This window comes from Neorhizobium alkalisoli (assembly GCF_007829835.1).
Taxonomy (GTDB): domain Bacteria; phylum Pseudomonadota; class Alphaproteobacteria; order Rhizobiales; family Rhizobiaceae; genus Neorhizobium.
In genome coordinates this window covers 920919-939807 of sequence record NZ_VIWP01000003.1, presented here as the reverse complement: position 1 = coordinate 939807, position 18889 = coordinate 920919, and the positions used below count along the sequence as shown (strand labels likewise).

The 18889-nt window shown below is 60.8% G+C and carries 24 protein-coding genes; 10 read left to right on the top strand and 14 right to left on the bottom strand.

From position 1 onward, the window contains the following. Nucleotides 1–59 precede the first annotated feature (59 nt). Nucleotides 60–536: an Lrp/AsnC family transcriptional regulator gene (locus FHW37_RS15520; RefSeq protein ID WP_145637935.1), complete on the top strand. Its 477-nt coding sequence runs from the start codon at nucleotides 60–62 to the stop codon at nucleotides 534–536. A gap of 4 nt (nucleotides 537–540) precedes the next feature. On the opposite strand, the gene FHW37_RS15515 is transcribed toward FHW37_RS15520, so the two are convergent. The 6 genes from FHW37_RS15515 to FHW37_RS15490 all read right to left on the bottom strand — a co-directional run bounded on the left by FHW37_RS15515 (nucleotide 541) and on the right by FHW37_RS15490 (nucleotide 4398). Next, on the bottom strand, nucleotides 541–1578 hold the full coding sequence (locus FHW37_RS15515) for an alpha/beta fold hydrolase (protein ID WP_145637933.1): 1038 nt from the start codon (nucleotides 1576–1578) through the stop codon (nucleotides 541–543). 28 nt (nucleotides 1579–1606) lie between these two features. Then, nucleotides 1607–2245, bottom strand: a complete 639-nt coding sequence (locus tag FHW37_RS15510; protein WP_145637931.1) for a tetratricopeptide repeat protein — start codon at nucleotides 2243–2245, stop codon at nucleotides 1607–1609. Nucleotides 2246–2344: 99 nt separating this feature from the next. After that, on the bottom strand, nucleotides 2345–2470 hold the full coding sequence (gene ykgO, locus FHW37_RS15505) for a type B 50S ribosomal protein L36 (RefSeq protein WP_006726873.1): 126 nt from the start codon (nucleotides 2468–2470) through the stop codon (nucleotides 2345–2347). Between the two features lie 134 nt (nucleotides 2471–2604). After that, on the bottom strand, nucleotides 2605–3678 hold the full coding sequence (locus FHW37_RS15500; RefSeq protein WP_145637929.1) for a 5-(carboxyamino)imidazole ribonucleotide synthase: 1074 nt from the start codon (nucleotides 3676–3678) through the stop codon (nucleotides 2605–2607). Between the two features lie 8 nt (nucleotides 3679–3686). Continuing rightward, on the bottom strand, nucleotides 3687–4184 hold the full coding sequence (gene purE / locus FHW37_RS15495; protein WP_145637927.1) for a 5-(carboxyamino)imidazole ribonucleotide mutase: 498 nt from the start codon (nucleotides 4182–4184) through the stop codon (nucleotides 3687–3689). A 10-nt stretch (nucleotides 4185–4194) separates the two neighbouring features. Continuing rightward, on the bottom strand, nucleotides 4195–4398 hold the full coding sequence (locus FHW37_RS15490) for a YdcH family protein (protein WP_145637925.1): 204 nt from the start codon (nucleotides 4396–4398) through the stop codon (nucleotides 4195–4197). Between the two features lie 232 nt (nucleotides 4399–4630). On the opposite strand from FHW37_RS15490, the gene FHW37_RS15485 reads away from it, so the two are divergent. Beyond that, on the top strand, nucleotides 4631–4807 hold the full coding sequence (locus tag FHW37_RS15485; RefSeq protein WP_145637923.1) for a YdcH family protein: 177 nt from the start codon (nucleotides 4631–4633) through the stop codon (nucleotides 4805–4807). Between the two features lie 125 nt (nucleotides 4808–4932). Here the strand turns inward: FHW37_RS15485 and FHW37_RS15480 are convergent, their stop codons facing one another. Together FHW37_RS15480 and FHW37_RS15475 are read right to left on the bottom strand one after the other, a co-directional pair. Then, entirely contained in the window at nucleotides 4933–5190 is a 258-nt protein-coding gene (locus FHW37_RS15480) for an ArsR/SmtB family transcription factor (protein ID WP_432442853.1), read from the bottom strand. Nucleotides 5191–5305: 115 nt separating this feature from the next. Continuing rightward, nucleotides 5306–6076, bottom strand: a complete 771-nt coding sequence (locus FHW37_RS15475; RefSeq protein ID WP_145637921.1) for a sulfite exporter TauE/SafE family protein — start codon at nucleotides 6074–6076, stop codon at nucleotides 5306–5308. Nucleotides 6077–6188: 112 nt separating this feature from the next. Here FHW37_RS15475 and FHW37_RS15470 point away from each other — a divergent pair, with 112 nt between their 5' ends. Then, a complete protein-coding gene (locus FHW37_RS15470; protein ID WP_145637920.1) occupies nucleotides 6189–6842 on the top strand; it encodes a thiamine phosphate synthase in 654 nt (217 codons plus the stop codon). A gap of 77 nt (nucleotides 6843–6919) precedes the next feature. Continuing rightward, nucleotides 6920–7972 (top strand): tetratricopeptide repeat protein, encoded by a 1053-nt coding sequence (locus FHW37_RS15465; protein WP_145638087.1) that lies wholly within the window; start codon nucleotides 6920–6922, stop codon nucleotides 7970–7972. Between the two features lie 6 nt (nucleotides 7973–7978). On the opposite strand, the gene FHW37_RS15460 is transcribed toward FHW37_RS15465, so the two are convergent. Then, a complete protein-coding gene (locus tag FHW37_RS15460) occupies nucleotides 7979–8320 on the bottom strand; it encodes a hypothetical protein (RefSeq protein ID WP_145637919.1) in 342 nt (113 codons plus the stop codon). Nucleotides 8321–8609: 289 nt separating this feature from the next. On the opposite strand from FHW37_RS15460, the gene FHW37_RS15455 reads away from it, so the two are divergent. The 4 genes from FHW37_RS15455 (at nucleotide 8610) to FHW37_RS15440 (ending at nucleotide 11961) form a co-directional block, all read left to right on the top strand. Continuing rightward, nucleotides 8610–9410: an inositol monophosphatase family protein gene (locus FHW37_RS15455; protein WP_145637918.1), complete on the top strand. Its 801-nt coding sequence runs from the start codon at nucleotides 8610–8612 to the stop codon at nucleotides 9408–9410. A gap of 246 nt (nucleotides 9411–9656) precedes the next feature. After that, the gene (locus FHW37_RS15450; protein WP_145637917.1) at nucleotides 9657–10703 is read left to right on the top strand and encodes a flagellar motor protein MotA; all 1047 of its coding nucleotides are present in this window, start codon (nucleotides 9657–9659) and stop codon (nucleotides 10701–10703) included. 3 nt (nucleotides 10704–10706) lie between these two features. After that, nucleotides 10707–11738 carry a peptidoglycan -binding protein gene (locus FHW37_RS15445; RefSeq protein WP_145637915.1) on the top strand — a complete coding sequence of 344 codons (1032 nt, stop codon included), beginning with the start codon at nucleotides 10707–10709 and terminating at the stop codon, nucleotides 11736–11738. 7 nt (nucleotides 11739–11745) lie between these two features. Next, the gene (locus FHW37_RS15440; protein WP_145637914.1) at nucleotides 11746–11961 is read left to right on the top strand and encodes a hypothetical protein; all 216 of its coding nucleotides are present in this window, start codon (nucleotides 11746–11748) and stop codon (nucleotides 11959–11961) included. Nucleotides 11962–12150: 189 nt separating this feature from the next. Here the strand turns inward: FHW37_RS15440 and FHW37_RS15435 are convergent, their stop codons facing one another. Next, nucleotides 12151–13398, bottom strand: coding sequence for a glucoamylase family protein (locus FHW37_RS15435; RefSeq protein ID WP_145637912.1), 1248 nt, complete (start codon nucleotides 13396–13398; stop codon nucleotides 12151–12153). A gap of 6 nt (nucleotides 13399–13404) precedes the next feature. Further along, the gene (locus FHW37_RS15430; RefSeq protein WP_145637910.1) at nucleotides 13405–15213 is read right to left on the bottom strand and encodes an ABC transporter transmembrane domain-containing protein; all 1809 of its coding nucleotides are present in this window, start codon (nucleotides 15211–15213) and stop codon (nucleotides 13405–13407) included. Nucleotides 15214–15422: 209 nt separating this feature from the next. Between FHW37_RS15430 and rpmE the strand changes: the two genes are divergently transcribed. Next, nucleotides 15423–15644: a 50S ribosomal protein L31 gene (gene rpmE / locus FHW37_RS15425; protein WP_145637909.1), complete on the top strand. Its 222-nt coding sequence runs from the start codon at nucleotides 15423–15425 to the stop codon at nucleotides 15642–15644. A gap of 78 nt (nucleotides 15645–15722) precedes the next feature. Continuing rightward, a complete protein-coding gene (locus FHW37_RS15420) occupies nucleotides 15723–16253 on the top strand; it encodes an AAA family ATPase (RefSeq protein WP_186458263.1) in 531 nt (176 codons plus the stop codon). Between the two features lie 63 nt (nucleotides 16254–16316). Here the strand turns inward: FHW37_RS15420 and FHW37_RS15415 are convergent, their stop codons facing one another. The 3 genes from FHW37_RS15415 to FHW37_RS15405 all read right to left on the bottom strand — a co-directional run bounded on the left by FHW37_RS15415 (nucleotide 16317) and on the right by FHW37_RS15405 (nucleotide 18757). After that, complete coding sequence (locus tag FHW37_RS15415; protein ID WP_145637907.1) at nucleotides 16317–16829, bottom strand: DUF1465 family protein; 513 nt, start codon at nucleotides 16827–16829, stop codon at nucleotides 16317–16319. Nucleotides 16830–17272: 443 nt separating this feature from the next. Beyond that, complete coding sequence (locus tag FHW37_RS15410; RefSeq protein WP_145637905.1) at nucleotides 17273–17464, bottom strand: DUF1192 domain-containing protein; 192 nt, start codon at nucleotides 17462–17464, stop codon at nucleotides 17273–17275. A gap of 33 nt (nucleotides 17465–17497) precedes the next feature. Continuing rightward, nucleotides 17498–18757 (bottom strand): MFS transporter, encoded by a 1260-nt coding sequence (locus tag FHW37_RS15405; protein ID WP_145637903.1) that lies wholly within the window; start codon nucleotides 18755–18757, stop codon nucleotides 17498–17500. Nucleotides 18758–18889 lie beyond the last annotated feature (132 nt).

Here is an 18889-nt window from a genome sequence, read left to right as displayed (position 1 = left end):
AAGCGGCTGACACAAAATCCATGGCGTATCGCAGCCATTCATTTCGCTGAGGAGTTGTTATGAAGGAAAAAATGCATTCTGGCCTTCGATTCGAAAACAGCACTCTCGATGAGGTCGATGCCCGTATCCTGACGGCGCTCGATGCGGATGCGCGCCTCCCGACGGCCGAACTGGCGCGGCTTGTCGGTCTGTCGGCGCCGAGCGTGGCGGAGCGGATGCGGCGGCTCGTCAACGAGGGTGTCGTCCGCGCCTATACGGTCGAGATCGACAGCAAGGCATTGGGTTATCAGATCCGCGCGATGGTGCGGATCCGGCCCTTGCCAGGCAAGCTGCATCTGGTCGAGCGGCTCATTCAGGAAACGCCGCAGTTCATCGAATGCGACAAGATCACCGGAGACGTTCCGTTTCTGGCGCGGCTCGTCGTGCATTCGATCGAGGAGATGGATGACGTGCTGGAAAGCCTCTCCGAGCATGCCGTGACAAGCACGGCGGTCATCAAGGGGACGTCCGTGAAGCGGCGCTTGCCCCCGCTCTGAGAGCTCAACCCTTCTCGATCGAAAAATCGAGTTCCGGTTCCGGCTCGTCCCGCTTCGGCGCGATCCAGGCTTCGGCGACCTTGGCGACGGCGTCGAGGTCGCGGTCCTTGCCAGATATGACTTCGATGCCGGCGATGACCACGTCGGTGGCGATATAATCCGGCTTGTGGCCGAGGCCGCGGATGGTGACCAGTTTTGCGCCTAAAACGCTTTCGACGATACCCCGGGCATGGATGGCGGGCGAGACGATCTTGTCGCTGTCGCCGGTAATCACCACAGTCGGGGTTTTGATCGTGTTGTAATGCGGCGCCATGGCCGCTGCAGCCGTATTCAGGTTGGTCAGGTCGATTGCATTATAGCGAAAATTGTCGGGGCGCAGGACAAGGGCCGTTGCTGCATCCTCGATATAGTTGTGCGGCCGCTGGTTGGGATGGAAGACGGCCTGTGTCGCCTTGTCCATCAGCACCAGCCCGGCGGGCAGCGTGAACAGGTGGGTGAAAAGCCAGCCGAAGCGCGGATGGGCCGATAGCTTGTAATACCAGTCGACATCACCATCCCAGGGATGGGTCGCTGGGGCGATCAGCATCAGGCCTGCCGTCTTGTCCGGATGGCGCAGCGCAAAGCTCATGGCGATCGCACCACCGAAGGAATGGCCGGAGATGACTGCCTTCTCGATTCCCAGCTTGTCCATCAGGCAGGCAATGGCATCGGCCTGGCCATCGGGCCTGTCGTTTTCCGGGCCGCCACGTTCGGAATAGCCATGGCCCGGCCGGTCGACGAAGAGCATTTCGGCACGACCGGTCAGAAGCCTGCGGAAAGCCGTTTCCTGGTCGCGGAAATTGCCGCTTGCGCCATGCAGGAAAACGATCGGCGGCAGGTCGGAACTGGGGGTGGCGGGGATATGCAGCGCATTCAGCCGATAGCCGCCGATATCGGTCAACCGACCTGTGTTAGGGAAATGCGCGGATATCGCCTTGGCTCTCTGCGTGGTGAACCAATAGGCGGCGCAGAGGGCGGCGAGAAGAATGAAAATCAGGATCATGGATATCGTCGATTGAGAGATGCGTCGATCAGGTGCGATTGCCGGCGATCTTTTCGGAAAGATCGGCCGCGGCCTTCTGCGCCTTTCGGTCTGCGGGATAGACGTCGAGATAACGTTCCCAGGCTTTGAGCGCGAGATCGTCCTTGCCCGATTCCATCAGGATGCCGGCCATGCCCGCGAGGGCGCCGAAATGGCGGGGTTCATATTTCAGGACTTCGGCGATATCGGCCATCGCCTTGCGGCTGTCGCCCATCGTGTAATGCAGCGTGGCGCGGCGGTTCCAGCCTTCCGGATAGATCGGATCGAGAATGGTCACCTGATCGAGGAAATCGAGTGCGGCGGGGTTGCGCTTTTCCTTGATGGCGGTGGCTGCCCACTGCATCAGGAGATCAACGGTCGGGCTGCCCGACTCGTTCAGGTTGATGGCGATCTGGCTGGCGATGTCGCGGGCCTTTTCCGGATTGCGCTCGCGCTTCAACGCCTCGAACAGGGAATCGATCGGCTTTGCGGCCGCAACGACAGGGGCAGGCTGCGCAGGCGTAGAGGCGGGTGCCGGAGTGACTGGAGGCTGTGGAGAGGGCGATTGAGCAAAGGCTGTGCCGCCTAAGGTGGCAAGGCTCAAAAACAAGCTGCTCAGAATCACTGGGCTCAAACGAAAATAGCGCATGCGGATAAGGTAATCCGCATGCGCCGAAGGTCAAACCCGAAATTTACGCTTGTCGACAATTTGATCGGCCTGGGCAATACCAAAGACCGAATGCCGAAATCAGCCCTGACGGGCCTTGAAGCGCGGGTTCTGCTTGTTGATGATGTAAATGCGGCCCTTGCGACGAACCAGACGGTTATCGCGATGACGAGCCTTCAGCGCCTTGAGCGAGTTCTTGATCTTCATTGTACTGGTCCAGCAGTCTGTGGGCTCTTTCGAGCCGCTTGTCTCTATCAATCAAAAGCGCGCCGCCTAGTTTTGAAGAGGGGCGCGCTTCAGGTTGGGCGAGCAATTAACCCGAGCGTCCGTCCGTGTCAACCTTATGACGGGGTTTTAACACCCTTCAACTCGGTAACATGGCCCATTTTCCGGCCCGGACGGGATTCCGTCTTGCCGTAGAGGTGGACGAGAACGTCCGGCTTGGCGAGCCATGCGGGCACGTCAAGAATGTCGTCGCCGATCAGATTCGTCATCACGCAGTCTGAATGCCGCTGCGGATTGCCGAGCGGCAGGCCGGCGACGGCGCGGATATGCTGCTCGAACTGCGAGACCACGCAGGCAGCCTCCGTCCAGTGGCCGGAATTGTGGACGCGCGGGGCGATTTCGTTAGCGATCAGCGTGCCGTCCGCCATCACAAAGAATTCCATGCCGATGACGCCGACGTAATCGACGGCGGCCAGCAGCTTTTCCGCCGATTCGCGGGCCGTCTTCGCCGTTGCCTCGGAAATGCGGGCGGGCAGGGTGGATGTATGCAGAATGCCGTTGCGATGAACGTTTTCTGCCGGATCGTAACAGGCGACGGTGCCATCTGCATTGCGGGCGGCGATGATCGAGACTTCGCGTTCGAAGGGCACGAAACTTTCGAGAATCAGCGGCACGCTGCCGAGCGCCTCGTAAGCACCCGCAGGCGAATCGTCGGCCGAGCGGAAAACACGCTGGCCCTTACCGTCATAGCCCATGCGGCGGGTTTTCAGCACGCCCTTGCCGCCAAAGTCTGCGAGTGCCTTTTCGAGATCGGCCTGGCTGTCGACGGCATGGAATTTCGCCGTCTCAATGCCGCAGCCATTGAGGAAGCGTTTTTCGGTCAGGCGGTCCTGCGCCACGTCGAGCGCCTTGGCGGGCGGGAAGACGGGAACGGAGCGGGCAAGCGTTTCGGTTGCCGCAACGGGCACGTTCTCGAATTCGTAGGTCACGACCTCGCAGAGGCGGCCAAGTTCGGCAAGTGCTGCCGGATCGTCATAGGCGGCGGTGATCTGGGCATTGGCAACCTGGGCGGCAGGGCAATCGGCCTGCGGCTCGAGGATGATGGTGCGAAAATTCAGCCGTGCAGCGGCCATGGCCAGCATGCGGCCGAGCTGGCCGCCGCCGATGATGCCGATGGTCTTTATGGTCATTCTGTCTCTCAGCGTGCTTCGTCGATCGGGTATTCGGCGACGGATGCGGTATGGTCTGCCCGGTAAGCGTCGAGCCGGTCGGCAAGGTCCTCGTCCGACAGTGCCAGGACAGCGGCGGCCAGAAGGGCTGCGTTGATCGCACCGGCGCGGCCGATGGCGAGCGTGCCGACCGGGATGCCGGCCGGCATCTGTACGATCGAATAGAGGCTGTCCATGCCGCTCATCGTCTTGGACTGAACCGGAACGCCGAAGACCGGCAGCGGCGTCAGGGCCGCCACCATGCCGGGCAGGTGGGCAGCACCGCCGGCTCCGGCGATGATGACCTTGAAGCCTTCGTCGCGGGCGCCCTTGGCAAAATCATACATCCGGTCCGGCGTGCGATGTGCGGAGACGATGCGGGCCTCGTAATCGATGTCGAGTGCGTCGAGCGTATCGGCAGCGTTCTTCATGGTCTCCCAGTCGGACTGGCTTCCCATGATGATGGCGACGGCGGGTCTCTCAGACATTGGCGGCTCTTCAGGCGATGATATCGGGAATGATCTGGTCTTCGAGCTGGGTCATCTTGTCCTTGATCACCAGCTTCTTCTTTTTCATGCGCTGGATGCGCAAGGCTTCGCAGCCGGTCTGGATCATGGCATTGATCGCGGCGTCGTAATCCTCGTGCTCCTGGCGAAGTTTCGCGAGTGCCAGCCGGATATCCGCCTGTTCCTGATCAGCCATTGCGCAGTCCCCATTCTCACGTTCCGGCCTTTTGCAGGTCTCGGGCTTGTTTCGCAAGCTCCTACCATCAATCCGCGTTAACTGGAAGTTAGCCGCGGTCATGAATTTGCCCCGTTCAAACCACGATTTCTCCTTCGACAAACGCGGTCAACCGTGTCACACTTCTGTTGCAAACCTGAAGCCTCGGCTAAGGGAATAGCCGAGGCAGGTTACCAAGGAAGGAACATGCCACATGACCGTCCAGGCTCATATCGCATCGCTTGAAAAGAAGCACGTTGCTCTTGAGGAGGAGCTTCAGAACATTCTCGCGTCCCCCTCTTCCGACGATCGTGAAATCGCCGATATCAAGCGCCGCAAGTTGCGTATCAAAGATGCAATGCAACGCCTTAAGGCCTCTACGCGTCACTAGCTCCAACGGAGAGCTGGTTCTCAACATTGATTGAGAGTGGGCCGCCCGCCTCGGGTTTGTAACGTCAAGAGGCACGGAGGGGCGGCAAAAAAATCCAAAACCCTATTCTGGTCGTGGCTTCCTGGTCACGACCAGAACTGGTCCAGCCAGAGATTGAGCTTATCGAAGCCACGGCTGTTGACCGAATAGATGCGCCGCGTTCCCTGCGCGCTGACTGTCACAAGATTGCTGTCCAGCAGGGTTTTGAGATGCTGGGAAACTGCAGGCCGGCTGATCGGCAGGCCCTCGGCCAGCTCGTTCACGGTCTTTGGCGAACGTCGCAGCTCCTCAAGGAGATGGCGTCGGTTCGGATCGGCTATCGCGGCAAAGGGATCGCTCATCATGGCGCGAAACCTAGGGCAAAATACTCCGTTGGGCAACAAAATTGTGCGCTGCGAAATCTATCTAGATATCTCTATCTAAAAGGCTTTTTTAGATTTTTTTGATGCAGGCTCTGCTTCAGAACGGCAGGCCATCCCAGAGAAGCTTCAGACCCGCCAGGAAAGCCAGGGCATAGGTCATCGGGTAAAATACCTCGGAGTTCAGGTGCTTGACGATCGCGGCTCCGAGCATGGTGGAGATCAGCGCCACCGGCAGAAGGCTTGCCGATATCGTCAGGTTTTCCTGGTCGAGCGCGCCCAGCATGAAATAGGGAATAACCTTCACGGCATTGACGATCGCAAAGAAGCGGATGCTGGCGCCGGTGTATGATTTCGGGTCGAGCCGCATCGGCAGGACGTAGATCTGGAAGGGCGGGCCACCGGCATGGGCGACAAAACTCGCATAACCCGACAAGGCGCCCCAGAAGGTGGCAGCGGCCGGGCGATGCGGCAGTGGGGCCGTCGGAATTTTCGAGTGCGGGCCGTAGACCTGCCAGAAATAACGCACGGTGAAGAGAATGGTGGCGCTGGCGATGACCAGCCGCAGCGCATCGTCGGAGACGTAGGCTGAGGTCGCCCAGCCGAGTGCGATGCCGATAACGCCACCGGGCAGGATCATCAGCAGCGTCTTGCGATCATTGTAATGCCGCCAGGACCAAAGCGCGACGATATCCATGACGATCAGGATCGGCAGGAAGATTGCGGCGGCCCGCACCGGATCGACGACAAGCGATAGAAGCGGCATGCCGAGCAGGCTGATGGCGCCGCCAAGGCCGCCCTTGGAGAGGCCGACAAGGGATACGGCGGGAATGGCTGCGGCGAAAAAGGCGAGGGTCAACGTGTCTGGCATGAGAAGTTCGGCTGCACCTGCTGTTGATCCCCGTATTCTTCCGGTCTATCGAATTTGTGACGATAAAACGAGTGCGGATTTCGGAATGCCGGATCTGCCATAGGGAAGAAACATGACGAAACAGGAAGAGCGCTGCCGTCTGGTGCTGATCGTGCCCGAGGGCGCCGATGATGCGGATCTGGCGAAAAAGCTGGAACAGGCGCTGGGCGCGGGCGATGTCGCCTCGGTCATCCTGCCGCAATACAGTCTGGATGACGGGCTGTTCCAGAAGCGTGCCGAGCTGCTGGTGCCGCTTATTCAGGAGGCCGGTGCTGCAGCCCTGATCGCCGGGGACAGCCGCGTGGCTGGCCGCGTCAAGGCGGATGGCCTGCATCTCGTCGCCAAGGCGGAAGAGCTGGTTGAGGCGATCGAAAAGTTTGCGCCGAAGATGATCGTCGGGGCAGGTGGGGCAGCGGATCGCCATGCGGCGCTCGAGATCGGCGAGGCCCGGCCGGATTATATCTTCTTCGGCAAGCTCGACGGTGACATCAAGCCGGAAGCGCATCCGAAGAACCTCGCGCTTGCCGAATGGTGGGCGTCGATGATCGAGATCCCCTGCATCGTCATGGCCGGTACGGATATCGAATCGGCTTTGCCGGTTGCGGAAAGCGGCGCCGAATTCGTGGCATTCCACAGGGGTGTCTTCGACCACGCCGAAGGCACCGCAGATGCCGTCCGTCGCATCAACGCCGTTCTGGACGAAAAAGCGCCACGGTTTGAGGCTTGATGGGCCGCATGCCATCTTATCTTCGCGTCGCGCCCTATTCCCGAATGTTCCTTGCAGGCCTTGCCATTGTGACGGCAATGCCGGATTTTGGCTGGGCGCAGGCCAATATCGTGGCGCCCGGGCCGCGTATGGACCCGTCGAAATCCCGTCAGGTCATGACGCGTCCGGTGGCGCCTGATTCGAAGCTTTCGGATGGCGATCAGCAGCCGGACGGCATCGTTCCCTCTGGTGGTGTCGAGCTTTATCAGCGCATGGGCGCGGTTCTTCCTCCGTCTCCGCCGGAAAAACCCTATACCGGCAAGGTGGATGAGGCCTATGGCGCCTACCAGCGCGGGTTCTACGTGACGGCGCTCGATCTGGCGCTGAAGCGGGCTTCGGCGGGGGATGCTTCGGCGCAGACCCTGGTCGCCGAGATGATGACCAAGGGCTACGGCATCAAGCGTGACGCCAAGACGGCGGCCTTCTGGTACGGCCAGGCGGCGGAGCGTGGCGATCCGGCGGCGATGTTCCAGTATGCGCTCATGCTGATGGGCGGCCGCAATGTGCAGGCCGACCGCGCCAAGGCCGATGAATATATGCGCAAGGCGGCGGATGCCGGTAATTCCTCGGCGCAGTTCAACTGGGGCCAGATCCTCGTTTCCGACAATCCCGGCGACAAGGGTTTGAAACTGGCTCTGCCTTATTATGAGAAGGCAGCCGCGCAGGGCGTTGCCGATGCGCAATATGCCGTCGCCCAGCTTTACGTGACCCTCAAGGACCTGCCGGAGGAAAAGAAAGCCCAGGCACGGCAGTGGCTGGAACGCGCTGCCAAGGCCGGTTTCGACACGGCGCAGCTCGATATGGGTGTCTGGCTCGTCAACGGCGTCGGTGGCGAGCGGGATTACGACAAGGGCTTTCAGTGGATGCGGATCGCCGCCTATCGCGGCAATGTCGTTGCCCAGAACAAGCTCTCGCATCTTTATATCGAGGCGCTGGGCACGCGGCCGAACCCGGTCGAGGCGGCGAAATGGTATGTGCTTTCGCGCCGCGCCGGATTGCAGGATGCCGGGCTCGAGGATTTCTATCTCGGCATCGAGGATGACCAGCAGAAGGCGGCGATCGACGCGGCGAACAAGTTCCGCCGCCAGTAACCTGATTTAGGCGTGCAGCGAAAACAGGGCGTGGCGAATGATCAGGCCCTGTGCAAGCGCAATGACCAGAAGTGTGATCAGCCAGACGAGAAGATAGGTGCCCTGAGACGATGCCACGCGGCGGTCGATCCGGGCGCCGAGCGCGAAGACGGCCGTGACCAGAAGGCCGACCGCCGGCAGGATGGAGAGTGTCAGAAGTGCCGGCGCTGTCGGGCCGGCTTCTCCGCCAAGACCGAAATGGTAAGGCAGCTGGGTGCCTGGCGGCAGGGCCTGCCACATGCCGAGCGACAGCATGATCATGACACCCATAAGCCCGAGGCTGACGCCGAGCGGCAATGCGATCTTCAAAGCCTGGGACTCCTTGTCCGATATGAAGTGCCGCGATCCTGCGGATTTACTGCGATGCTTCAAGTTTGCGTTTTGTCGCATGTCTTTGTCGCAAAACCACTGCACAGCTTTGCGCGGCATGCTCCGATGCGCCGCCGTTCTGTCAAAGCCGGTGCTTCATTACAATGGCTGCAGGCACTGATGGGCTTGAATTTCACGCGATTTTGTGGTCTGGACCCGCCGATCAAGACAAAATCAGAACCGATCCGTCCCGCTCCACGTGATCAGGGACCACCCCAAGGATTTCCGCATGGCTCGCTCCGCCCTCCTCAACGTCATGGTTCAGGCCGCCCTGAAGGCCGGCAAATCGCTCAGCCGTGATTTCGGGGAGGTTCAGAACCTCCAGGTTTCCGTCAAGGGGCCGAGCGACTTCGTTTCGCAGGCCGACCTGAAGGCCGAGAAGATCGTCCATGACGAGCTGATGAAGGCCCGCCCGACCTACGGCTTCCTCGGCGAGGAAAGCGAAGAGGAAAAGGGCACGGACGGCGCGCATCGCTGGATCGTCGATCCGCTCGACGGCACGACCAATTTTCTGCACGGCATTCCGCAGTTCGCCGTCTCCATCGCCCTGGAGCGCAATGGCGAAATCGTCGCCGGCGTCATCTTCAATCCGGCGACCGACGAGCTTTACACTGCTGAAAAGGGCGGCGGTGCCTTCCTCAACGACCGCCGTATCCGCGTCGCAGCCCGCAAGGTGCTTTCCGATTGCGTCGTCGGCTGCGGCGTGCCGCATCTTGGCCGTGGCAATCACGGCAAGTTCCTCGTCGAGCTGCGCCATGTGATGGAAGAAGTGGCCGGCGTTCGCCGCCTCGGCGCGGCCGCGCTCGATCTCGCCTATGTTGCTGCCGGTCGTCTCGACGGTTTCTGGGAAACCGACCTTTCGCCCTGGGATATCGCAGCCGGCATCCTCCTCATTCGCGAAGCCGGCGGCTTCAGCAGCGACATGAAGGGCACGACCGATATTTTCGCCAGCCGCAACATCATTGCCGGCAACGAACATATCCAGAAGGCGCTGGTCGAGGTCGTCAACCGTCCGATCCCGGCACGCTGATCCGATCTTAAGCCAAGTTTTCGAAACGGCGACAGGCATAGTCTGTCGCCGTTTTTGATTCTGCCGGTGTTAATCGGGCCGATGCTTAAAACCTTGTGGGTTTACCCAAGTTTTTGCACTGCCCCGACACTTCAATTCGTCGCAATTTTGCTCTAGCCTCCCGCACGGTTACAAAAGGGTTACAGCGTTCCGGACGCGCCGATATCGGCGCGCGGCGCTGTCGGCGTACCGGAGGTAAGGCGGATCATGGCGAATGCGAATGTGGACGATCTGGACCAGTCTGAAACGAATCGCAGCTATGGCTACAAGCTTTCCAATCCGGCCTCGTTCCTGTGGACGATGCTGTTCTTCCTGATCATCGTCGGCTTCGTCGCCTCGATCCTTTATCGTCAGGCAGCCCACGCTTTTCAGACCAATCCGGGCCTCAACGGCCTCATCCTCGGCGTTCTCCTGATCGGCGTCATCCTGGTATTCAACCAGGTGATCGCGCTTATCCCGGAAGTGCGCTGGTTCAATTCCTTCCGGGCTGCGGGCAGCGCCGAGAGGGTCGGTCGCGATCCTAAGCTTCTGGCACCGATGCGTACGCTGATCGGCCGCCGCAAGCAGATGGCGCTGTCGACCAATGCGTTCCGTTCGATCCTCGATTCGATCGGCACGCGCCTCGACGAATCGCGCGACACCTCGCGCTACCTGATCGGTCTTCTCGTCTTCCTCGGTCTGCTCGGCACGTTCTGGGGCCTGATCGGCACGATCGGCTCGATCAGTGATGTCATCGGGGCGCTTGATCCCGGTGCAGGCGGCACCAACGATATTCTGAGCGCCATCAAGACCGGTCTGGCGCAACCGCTGGCCGGCATGGGCACGGCGTTCTCGTCCTCGCTGCTCGGTCTGTCCGGTTCGCTCATTCTCGGCTTCCTCGACCTTCAGGCGGGTCGTGCCCAGAACCGCTTCTATACCGAACTTGAAAATTGGCTTTCGTCGGTGACGGATCTCGATTCCGATGCACCGGCTGGTGCGGATCTCATCTCGGCCGGAAAGTCGTCCGACGATATCCGTGCTTTGACCGAAGAGTTGCGCAAGCTCACCGCCGGCCAGGCCAAGGGCGCTGATGGCGCGCAGACCGATCGGTCGCTGGCGGCGATGGCCAATCTTGCCGAAGGTATTCAGGGTCTCGTGAAAAACATGCGCAACGAGCAACAGATGCTGCGCGACTGGATCGAGGCGCAGCAGGAGGAATCCAAGGCGATGCGCCGCACGCTGGACCGCCTTTCCGACAAGATCGGGGGCAAGTAAGCCATGGCGCTCGGCAGGAAACGCCACCGCGACCGGGGCGTGGATTACTGGCCCGGCTTCGTGGATGCGCTCACCACGCTCCTGATGGCCATCATGTTCCTGCTGACAGTCTTCGTGCTGGCGCAGTTTCTGCTCGGCCGCGAGATCAGCGGCCGCGACGAAGTCTTGAACCGGCTGAACAGCCAGATTGCCGAACTGACGTCGCTGCTGGCGCTCGAAAAGGGCAATAACCAGGACATGGAGGATCAGCTTGCCAATCTGCAGTCGTCGCTGGCGACGGTGGAAAGCGATCGGTCACGGCTACAGCAGCTTTTGGCGCAGGGTTCCGGCAATAGCAATGCGGCCAATGCGCGGGTTGGTGAATTGACCAATCAGCTGACGCAGGAGCAGCAGGTCAGCTCGCGTGCGATGACGCAGATCGAACTTCTCAACCAGCAGATTGCCGCCCTTCGTGCGCAGATTGCCGCCGTCGAACAGGCGCTGCAGGCGTCGGAGGCCAAGGATGCCTCGTCACAAACCCAGATCGCCGATCTCGGCCGCCGCCTCAACGTTGCGCTTGCCGCCCGCGTGCAGGAACTCAACCGCTATCGCTCCGACTTCTTCGGACGTCTGCGCGAAATCCTGTCGGATCGGGAAAATATCCGGATCGTCGGCGACCGTTTCGTGTTCCAGTCGGAAGTGCTTTTCCCGGTCGGTGGCAACGAGCTGGACGATGCGGGCAAGACCGAAATGGACAAGCTCGCCGCTGCTCTCCTCGATCTCGCCAAGGAAATTCCGGCCGAGATCAACTGGGTGCTGCGGGTCGACGGACATACGGACAATTCGCCGCTGTCCGGCACGGGACGTTATCGCGACAACTGGGAGCTTTCGTCTGCCCGCGCGACCTCCGTCGTCAAATATCTGATCTCGAAGGGCGTACCGGCGAACCGGCTCGTGGCGGCCGGTTTCGGCGAGTTCCAGCCGATCGCGCAGGGCGATACGCCGGAAGCGCGCAACCAGAACCGCCGCATCGAGCTGAAGCTCACCGAGCGCTAGGAAAAGCATGCCTGACAAACCCGACATGACTGCCATCGCAAAAGCGGTGGCGGAAACCCCGCGGCGCGACAACTCCGCCTATCACGAAGCCATGGCCCGTGCGCGGCAGGCGTTCGAAGAGGCGGAGCGGGCGCTTGGTGGCGCGGTGACGTTCAGGACCAAGGCCAAGCAGAAGAAGAACGGCAATTATGTCGTGAAATGGGTGTTTGAGCGGGACAGGTGAGAATTTTCGGCCGCCTTGATAAATAAAGACCCTCTCTGGCCTGCCGGCCATCTCCCCCACAAGGGGGGAGAAAACGCGCGGCTATCCTCTACCCCAATGGAAGCTCGACGGGGCAATCGGGTTAAGCCCTCCCCCTTGTGGGGAGGGTGGGGAGGGGTCTTTATTTTGTATTTCGGTTGAGCGCGAAAATCAGACCGACGCGCGCGAAAATTCCAGTCGATCCAGCCCGCGCTGAACTTCCGGCGCCTGCATGAACAGGTTCCACAGCAGTCCCGAGCGGTGGTTTTCGATCATTGCAACGATCGGGCCCTGGTCGATGGCAATATAGGTCGGGGCGATCCAGCCGTTTTTCGGCGAAAAGGCATCCGCCAATCCGTAGCGGTTCATCAGCCGGCCGCCATCATAGGCGAGCATGGCGCGGAGCGATTGCTCGGCTTCCTGCGGGACGAAGGGAAAACTTCCAAGCGCTGCCGTTGGGGCAATGGCGCCGCGGTCGTTGGTGGGAGAATTAGCGTTATAGCCACCTTCCGCTTCCGAGGCCGTAAGGCCCCAGACGCCGGCATCCTTATATTCCGGCACGGTCAGGCAATAGGCGCGGTTGATGCGGGCATGCGCCACGGCCTGCTGCCAATAGTCTGCATAGGTGTCGGTCAGGCCACGTGGATCGAGTGCGCAGAATGAATATTGCGACAGGAAGAGTGGACCGCCATAGGGCTCGCCGAGCGGCAGGGTGGTGCCGTAATAGGCCTCGCCATTCAGCATGGCGCCATTGCGCGCCCAGCCGGCATGGTAGGCCTGAGTCGGGATCGGGAAGGTTGCGGAGCCGGCGCCAAGGACATAGGCCGAGAGCGCTTCGTTCCAGCCCTGGATCGGCAGGTTCATCGCCCAGCCATTGACCGGGCTCCAGTGCCAATAGAGCACGCCATGGTCACCACGGCTGAACCAGGTCCATTCGACCTCGTCGAACATGCGGGTGATGCGGTCACCGAGCGACCTTGCGGCGAATGTTTCCTCGGAAAAGTAATGGCGGGCGCAGATCAGGCCCTGCATCAGAAGCGTCGTCTCGACGATATCACCGCCGTCATCCAGGGCGGAGAAAGGTATCATCTCGCTGGTGACGGGATCGATGAAATGCGAAAAAGCGCCGTGATATCGCGGCGCCTTCTCAAGGCCCGTCAGGATCGTCTCTATGCGCTCGAAGGCCTGATCCCGGCTGATCCAGCCACGCTCCGCCGCGACGATGATCGCCATGACGCCGAAACCGGTGCCGCTGATCGAGACGGCGTTGATGCCCGGCGTGCCGTCGAGCAGGCATTTGTCGTAAGGAAGGCCGCTGACCGGATGGGCTCCATCCCAGAAATAGCGGAACGTCGCGCGCTGGACCTGGTCGAGCAGGTCATCGAGCGGCATTTCGGCTGGGGAGAGTTCAGCGTCCATCGGCAATCAGAGAGCCCGTTCGTGCAGCTGTTCGCCATCATGGAACTGAAGGCGGGCGAGACGGGCGTAGAGACCGCCCTTGGCGACGAGGCTCTGGTGCGTGCCTTCCTCGACGACACGGCCGCCATCCATGACGAGGATGCGATCGGCCTTCAGGACGGTGGCAAGGCGGTGGGCGATGACGAGCGTCGTGCGATTGCCCATCAGGCCTTCCAGCGCCTTCTGCACCAGCGTTTCGCTTTCGGCGTCAAGCGCCGAGGTTGCCTCGTCGAGCAGCAGGACCGGCGCATCCTTGAGGATGGCGCGGGCAATGGCGATTCGCTGGCGCTGGCCGCCGGAAAGCGTGATGCCGCGTTCGCCGACCTGGGTGTCGTAACCCTGATCGAGCTTGGTGATGAACTGGTCGGCCTGCGCGGCAATGGCAGCTGCCCGGACCTGATCGCGCGTCGCATCCGGAATGCCGAAGGCGATATTGTCGTGGATCGAAGCGGCAAAGATGGTGACATCCTGCGGCACGATGGCGAGACGGGCGCGGATATCGGCAAGGCGTGCCTCGCGCAGATCGATGCCGTCGAGCTTTATGGAGCCTGCAAGCGGATCGTAGAAGCGCAGCAGAAGCGAGAAGATCGTGCTTTTGCCGGCGCCGGAAGGTCCGACGATCGCCACCGTCTCACCCGACTTGATGTCGAAGGAGAGGTCGTTGAGCGTGATCGCGCTGACGCGGGCCGGATAGGCGAAGGAAACCGACGAGAAGCTGACTTCGCCACGCGCCGGGGAGGGGAGGGCCTGCGGCTGGGCCGGGTCATCGACGGCCGGGATTTCGTGCAGGAGTTCCGTCAGGCGCTCTGCGGCGCCGCCTGCGGCCGACAATTCGCCCCAGACTTCCGAAAGCGTGCCGAGCGAGCTTGCGGCGATGACCGAATAAAGCACGAACTGGCCGAGCGTGCCGGGGGTCATCGTGCCGGCGAGCACGCTTTGGGCGCCATACCAGAGGACGCCGACAATGCTGCCGAAGATCAGGATAATGCCGAAGCCGGTGAGAAGGGCGCGGGCGCGGATGGCCGAGCGGGCGGCATTGTAGGCGCTTTCGACAGCACCGCCGTAACGGCCCGCAGCGATGGCTTCGCCGTTAAAGGCCTGCACCGTGCGGGTGGCGCCGATGGTTTCGGCGGCATAGGCGGTGGTTTCAGCAAGCGTATCCTGTGCGGCGCGCGAACGCTTGCGCACCGAGCGGCCAAAACCGACCAGCGGGAAAACGATCAGCGGAATAGCGCCAAGGGCCAGCGCCGAAAGTTTGGGGCTTGTATAGACCATCATGCCCATCGCTCCGAGACAGAGGATGGTGTTTCGCAATGCCTGCGATGCCGCCGAGCCGAAGGCGGACTTGATCTGCACGGTGTCAGCGGTGAGTCGCGAAACGATCTCCCCGGACAGGTTCACATCGAAGAAGGATGCCGAAAGCCTGGTCACATGCGCGAAAACTTCGCGACGCAGGTCGGCGACGACGCGCTCACCGATGGTGATGACATAATAATAGCGCATGGCGCTGGCGACGGCGAGAAGCACTGCCAGCACGAAGAGCATGCCGAAATAGTTGTTGATGAACTCGCCATTGGAGGAGGCGAAGCCGTGATCGACCATGCGACGCACGGCAAGCGGCAGGACGAGGGTCGTGCCGGCGGCCAGAAGCAGGAAAAACGCTGCGGCCGCGACCATTCCGCGATAACGGGAGAGATAGGGAAACAATCTGGCCAGCGGCCTGAGGTTCCTGCTTTTCGTCTGGTTTGCGGTCTGGCTCTCTGCGGAAACGGCCATGTCTTCTCCATGGCCCCGGCTGCACGATTTAGGATGACGAGTTTCATCCCGGTAGGCTTTGCGGGGACTTGTACTAGCGGCGACCTTCCTGTATAGGCTCCGCATCCAATTGGGAAGCCGTGACCGGACCGGTTTGCGGCTTCATTTAATTCCAGACGGTTCTCGCTCGCAATTGCGACATATGGACCTCGCAGAGCAGGATTATCGACATGAAGGCTGGCATTCATCCCGACTACCACAAGATCAAGGTCGTCATGACCGACGGTACCGAGTACGAAACGTTTTCGACCTGGGGCACCGAAGGCGCGACCATGAACCTCGAAATCGACCCGAAGTCGCACCCGGCATGGACCGGCGGCAATCAGCAGCTGATGGACCGTGGCGGCCGTGTTTCGAAGTTCAATAAGCGTTTCGGCGGCCTCGGCCTCTGATCACTTCGTTAATAGAATATTAAAAGAAGCCTGGCGTAAGCCGGGCTTTTTTGCTTTTCTGGGGTGGAGGAGGCGGCTATGCCGTATGATGCTCTTTCATCCAAGGCCTATGACCGTGTGCTGATCATCGGCAATGGCGGTTCCGGCAAGACCTGGCTCGCCAATCGCATGGCGGAGCGCCTGTGTTGCGCGCCCATCCATCTGGACGACGTTCATTGGGAGCCAGGGCGTTACGGTGTCGCCCGCGACAAGGCGATCGTCGAACGCGATGTGCGCAGGATCTCTTCACGTCCCTCCTGGCTGATCGAGGGCGTTTATGGCTGGCTTGCCAATATCGCCATCGATCGCACCACGCTTCTGATCTTTCTCGATCTCGGCTGCGAGGAATGCCTGTCGAATATCCGCAGTCGCGGGATACAGGGCGGCGAGAGTGCCGAGGATTTCCAGGAATTGCTGTGCTGGGTGGCGGGTTACCAGTTTCGCCATAACAACTGGAATTCGCGAGAAGCGCATGAGAAGATTTTCAGCCGTTATGACGGGCCGAAATTCAGGCTCGGCAGCCGCGAGGCGGTGAACGGATATCTCAGCGACGTACCGGCTTATGCCTGATCAGAGCAGAAACGCAAAAGGCAGGCCGCGAGGCCTGCCTTGAAACTGGTCGGCTAATTTCACTCAGTTGGTGAAGGCGGTGCGCAGCAGGTTGAGCTGGGCGCGGACGCTGTTTTCGTTGTCCGGAACAACCACGGCTTCCGACGGGCGATAGATTTCGCGGTCGAGAAGGGCAACGCGGTTCTGCAGGCGCAACGAGCGCTCGATGAGATCGCGGAAACCTTCCGGCAGGTCGTGCCAGCCCGGCGCATTGCGATCGACGTTAAAGCCTTCGAGGCGAACCTTGCTCTTTTCGGAAAGGACCTGGTCGCGGCTCATTTCGCCATTGTTGACGGCGCGCTGCAGGAGAAGCCAGGAGGCCATCTGCATCAGGCGGGTGGTGAGGCGCATCGATTCCGCTGCATAAAGCACCGAAGCCATGCGCGGCAGAACCTTGGAAGCGGTGCGGCCCGGACCGTCGAGATAGGCGGCTGTCTCTTCGACGAGCGCCATGCCCTCGGTATAGAGCGCCTTGAACTGCGAAGAGCTGGCAGCTCGGCCTGCAAAACTGACAGTGTTCAATCCCTGTTCGGACATGGAAGTCATCCCGCTAACGCATTCACACTGAGGCAATGGCGACAACCGTGAAAAGTTCCGTTGCCGCTCGGTATGAACTAAACATGGTCCTTATAATGCAAATCCGCAAGCCGTTTCTTAAGGAAAGGTTAATACCCACAAGAAGCGGTAAATTTGAATAATCGTCCGGAAATGACGCATATTTCAGCGCTTGGCAAGATGGCTCGAGGAGCGCCGTGCACGGCATGGTGAAGCTGCCGTGAGCCCTGTTTTACCGGGTGATAAAAAAAGGAGAGCCGCGAATGGCGGCTCTCAAGGTAAAACAGGGAGAAATCAGACCATTCGCCGAGTGGTGAAACTGTCTGAGTCCGGCAGAACCGGACACCCCGATATTCTCTATTAATGATTAATTTATTCTTAAGAATAAGCGAGGGCGGCCGTTTATTCTTGGCGGATCTTGGATGTCAGAGACGGAAAAGACTGTCGGCCGCGCGGCGGCCGGCATCCTTGCGGCTCTTTTCCGCTTCCAGTCTTTCGATTTCAGCCTTCATCAGGCCGATGCGCGAATCGAGTTCGTCGACCGAGAGCGCCGAAAGGTCGGCGCCGATCTCATGAGCGACCGGCTTTTTTGGTCTGTCATCATCCAGGAATGTCATCGGGCACTCTCCTCCTGCGATCAGGGCTTTCGCCTATTCGCCCGGAATATCCGCCTTTTGCGCCCTTGGGTCCAGCGAAAGGCTTTCCGGGGTCGCAAGCGAGGAGGTGGAGCCGGGTGCCGTCGTGTAGGCATCACGCTCGGATTTCGGAACCGGTGCGCGCTGGCGGCTGCGGACGATGGCGTAGGCGGTCACCAGAAGGTGGGCGAGGGCGGTGACGAAAAACAGGGCATGCGGACCGGCCCAGCTCATTACAGGCCCGCCGATCGAGGGGCCGATAATCGTGCCGATACCGTAGAGAAGCAGAAGGCCGCCCGAGACTTTGACAAAGTCCTCCGGGGAGGCGAAGTCATTGGCATGGGCGACGGCGATCGGATAGAGCGCGTTGGCGGCGGCGCCGTAGATCGCGACCAGAATGACGATATGGTAGACGCCGGCCGGCTGAATGATGGCGACGGCAAGGCCCGCCAGCGCTGCGACGCCGGACAGGGCGGCCAGGACATGACGCCGATCCAGCGAGTCCGACAGGCGGCCGGCCGGGAGCTGCATGATGGCGCCGGCAAATATGGTGATCGAGACCATGGCGGCGACCGAACCCTTGTCGAGGCCGGAGCGGGTGGCAAAGACCGCGCCGAGTGTGCCATAGGCGCCATTGGCGATGCCGATCAGCAGAATGCCGACGAAGGAGATCGGCGAGTTGCGGAACAGGCCCTTCAGGTCGAGCTTTGCGCGTTTCAGCGGCTGCGGCGAGGCGGCCTTGGACAGCGTGGTCGGCAAGGCGGCGATCGAATAGAGAATACCGCAGATCATGAAGAGGGTGGGGGCGGTCACGTCGGCAAAGGGCACCATGAGCTGGCCGCCGACGACGCCGAAGAGGGTGATCGATATATAGAAGGAAAAGATCGTGCCGCGGCTACCCGGCGTCGCGCGCTCGTTCAGCCAGCTTTCGATGATCATCGACGTGCCGGCCGTGCAGAAGCCGGTGATCGCGCGAAGGATCAGCCAGGCAACGTCATCGACCAGAAGGCCGGTCAGCAGCACGTTGAGGCAGATCAGCGCGAGAAAGCCGGAGAAGGCGCGGACATGACCTATTCTGCGAACCACATTCGGGGCAACGAAACAGCCGATGACGAAGCCGGAGGCCCAGGTCGTGCCGAGCAGGCCGAGTACTTCGTTGGAGTAACCTTCCAGCGAGCCGCGCACCGGCAGGAGAAGGCCCTGCAGGCCATTGCCGAGAAACAGGAAGAGCGTGCCGGTGAGAAGTGCAAGGACGGGCAGGAGATTACGTGTCATCGTCGATACTGTCGGCTTTCTTCACGCGCGGGCAATCCATCCCATCCCGGCGACACATGGTGTTGCGTGTATACCGTCTGGGCGTTAACGAAGGCAGGAGCGGAGCATGTTCCCCAAACCGCTCAACGTCTA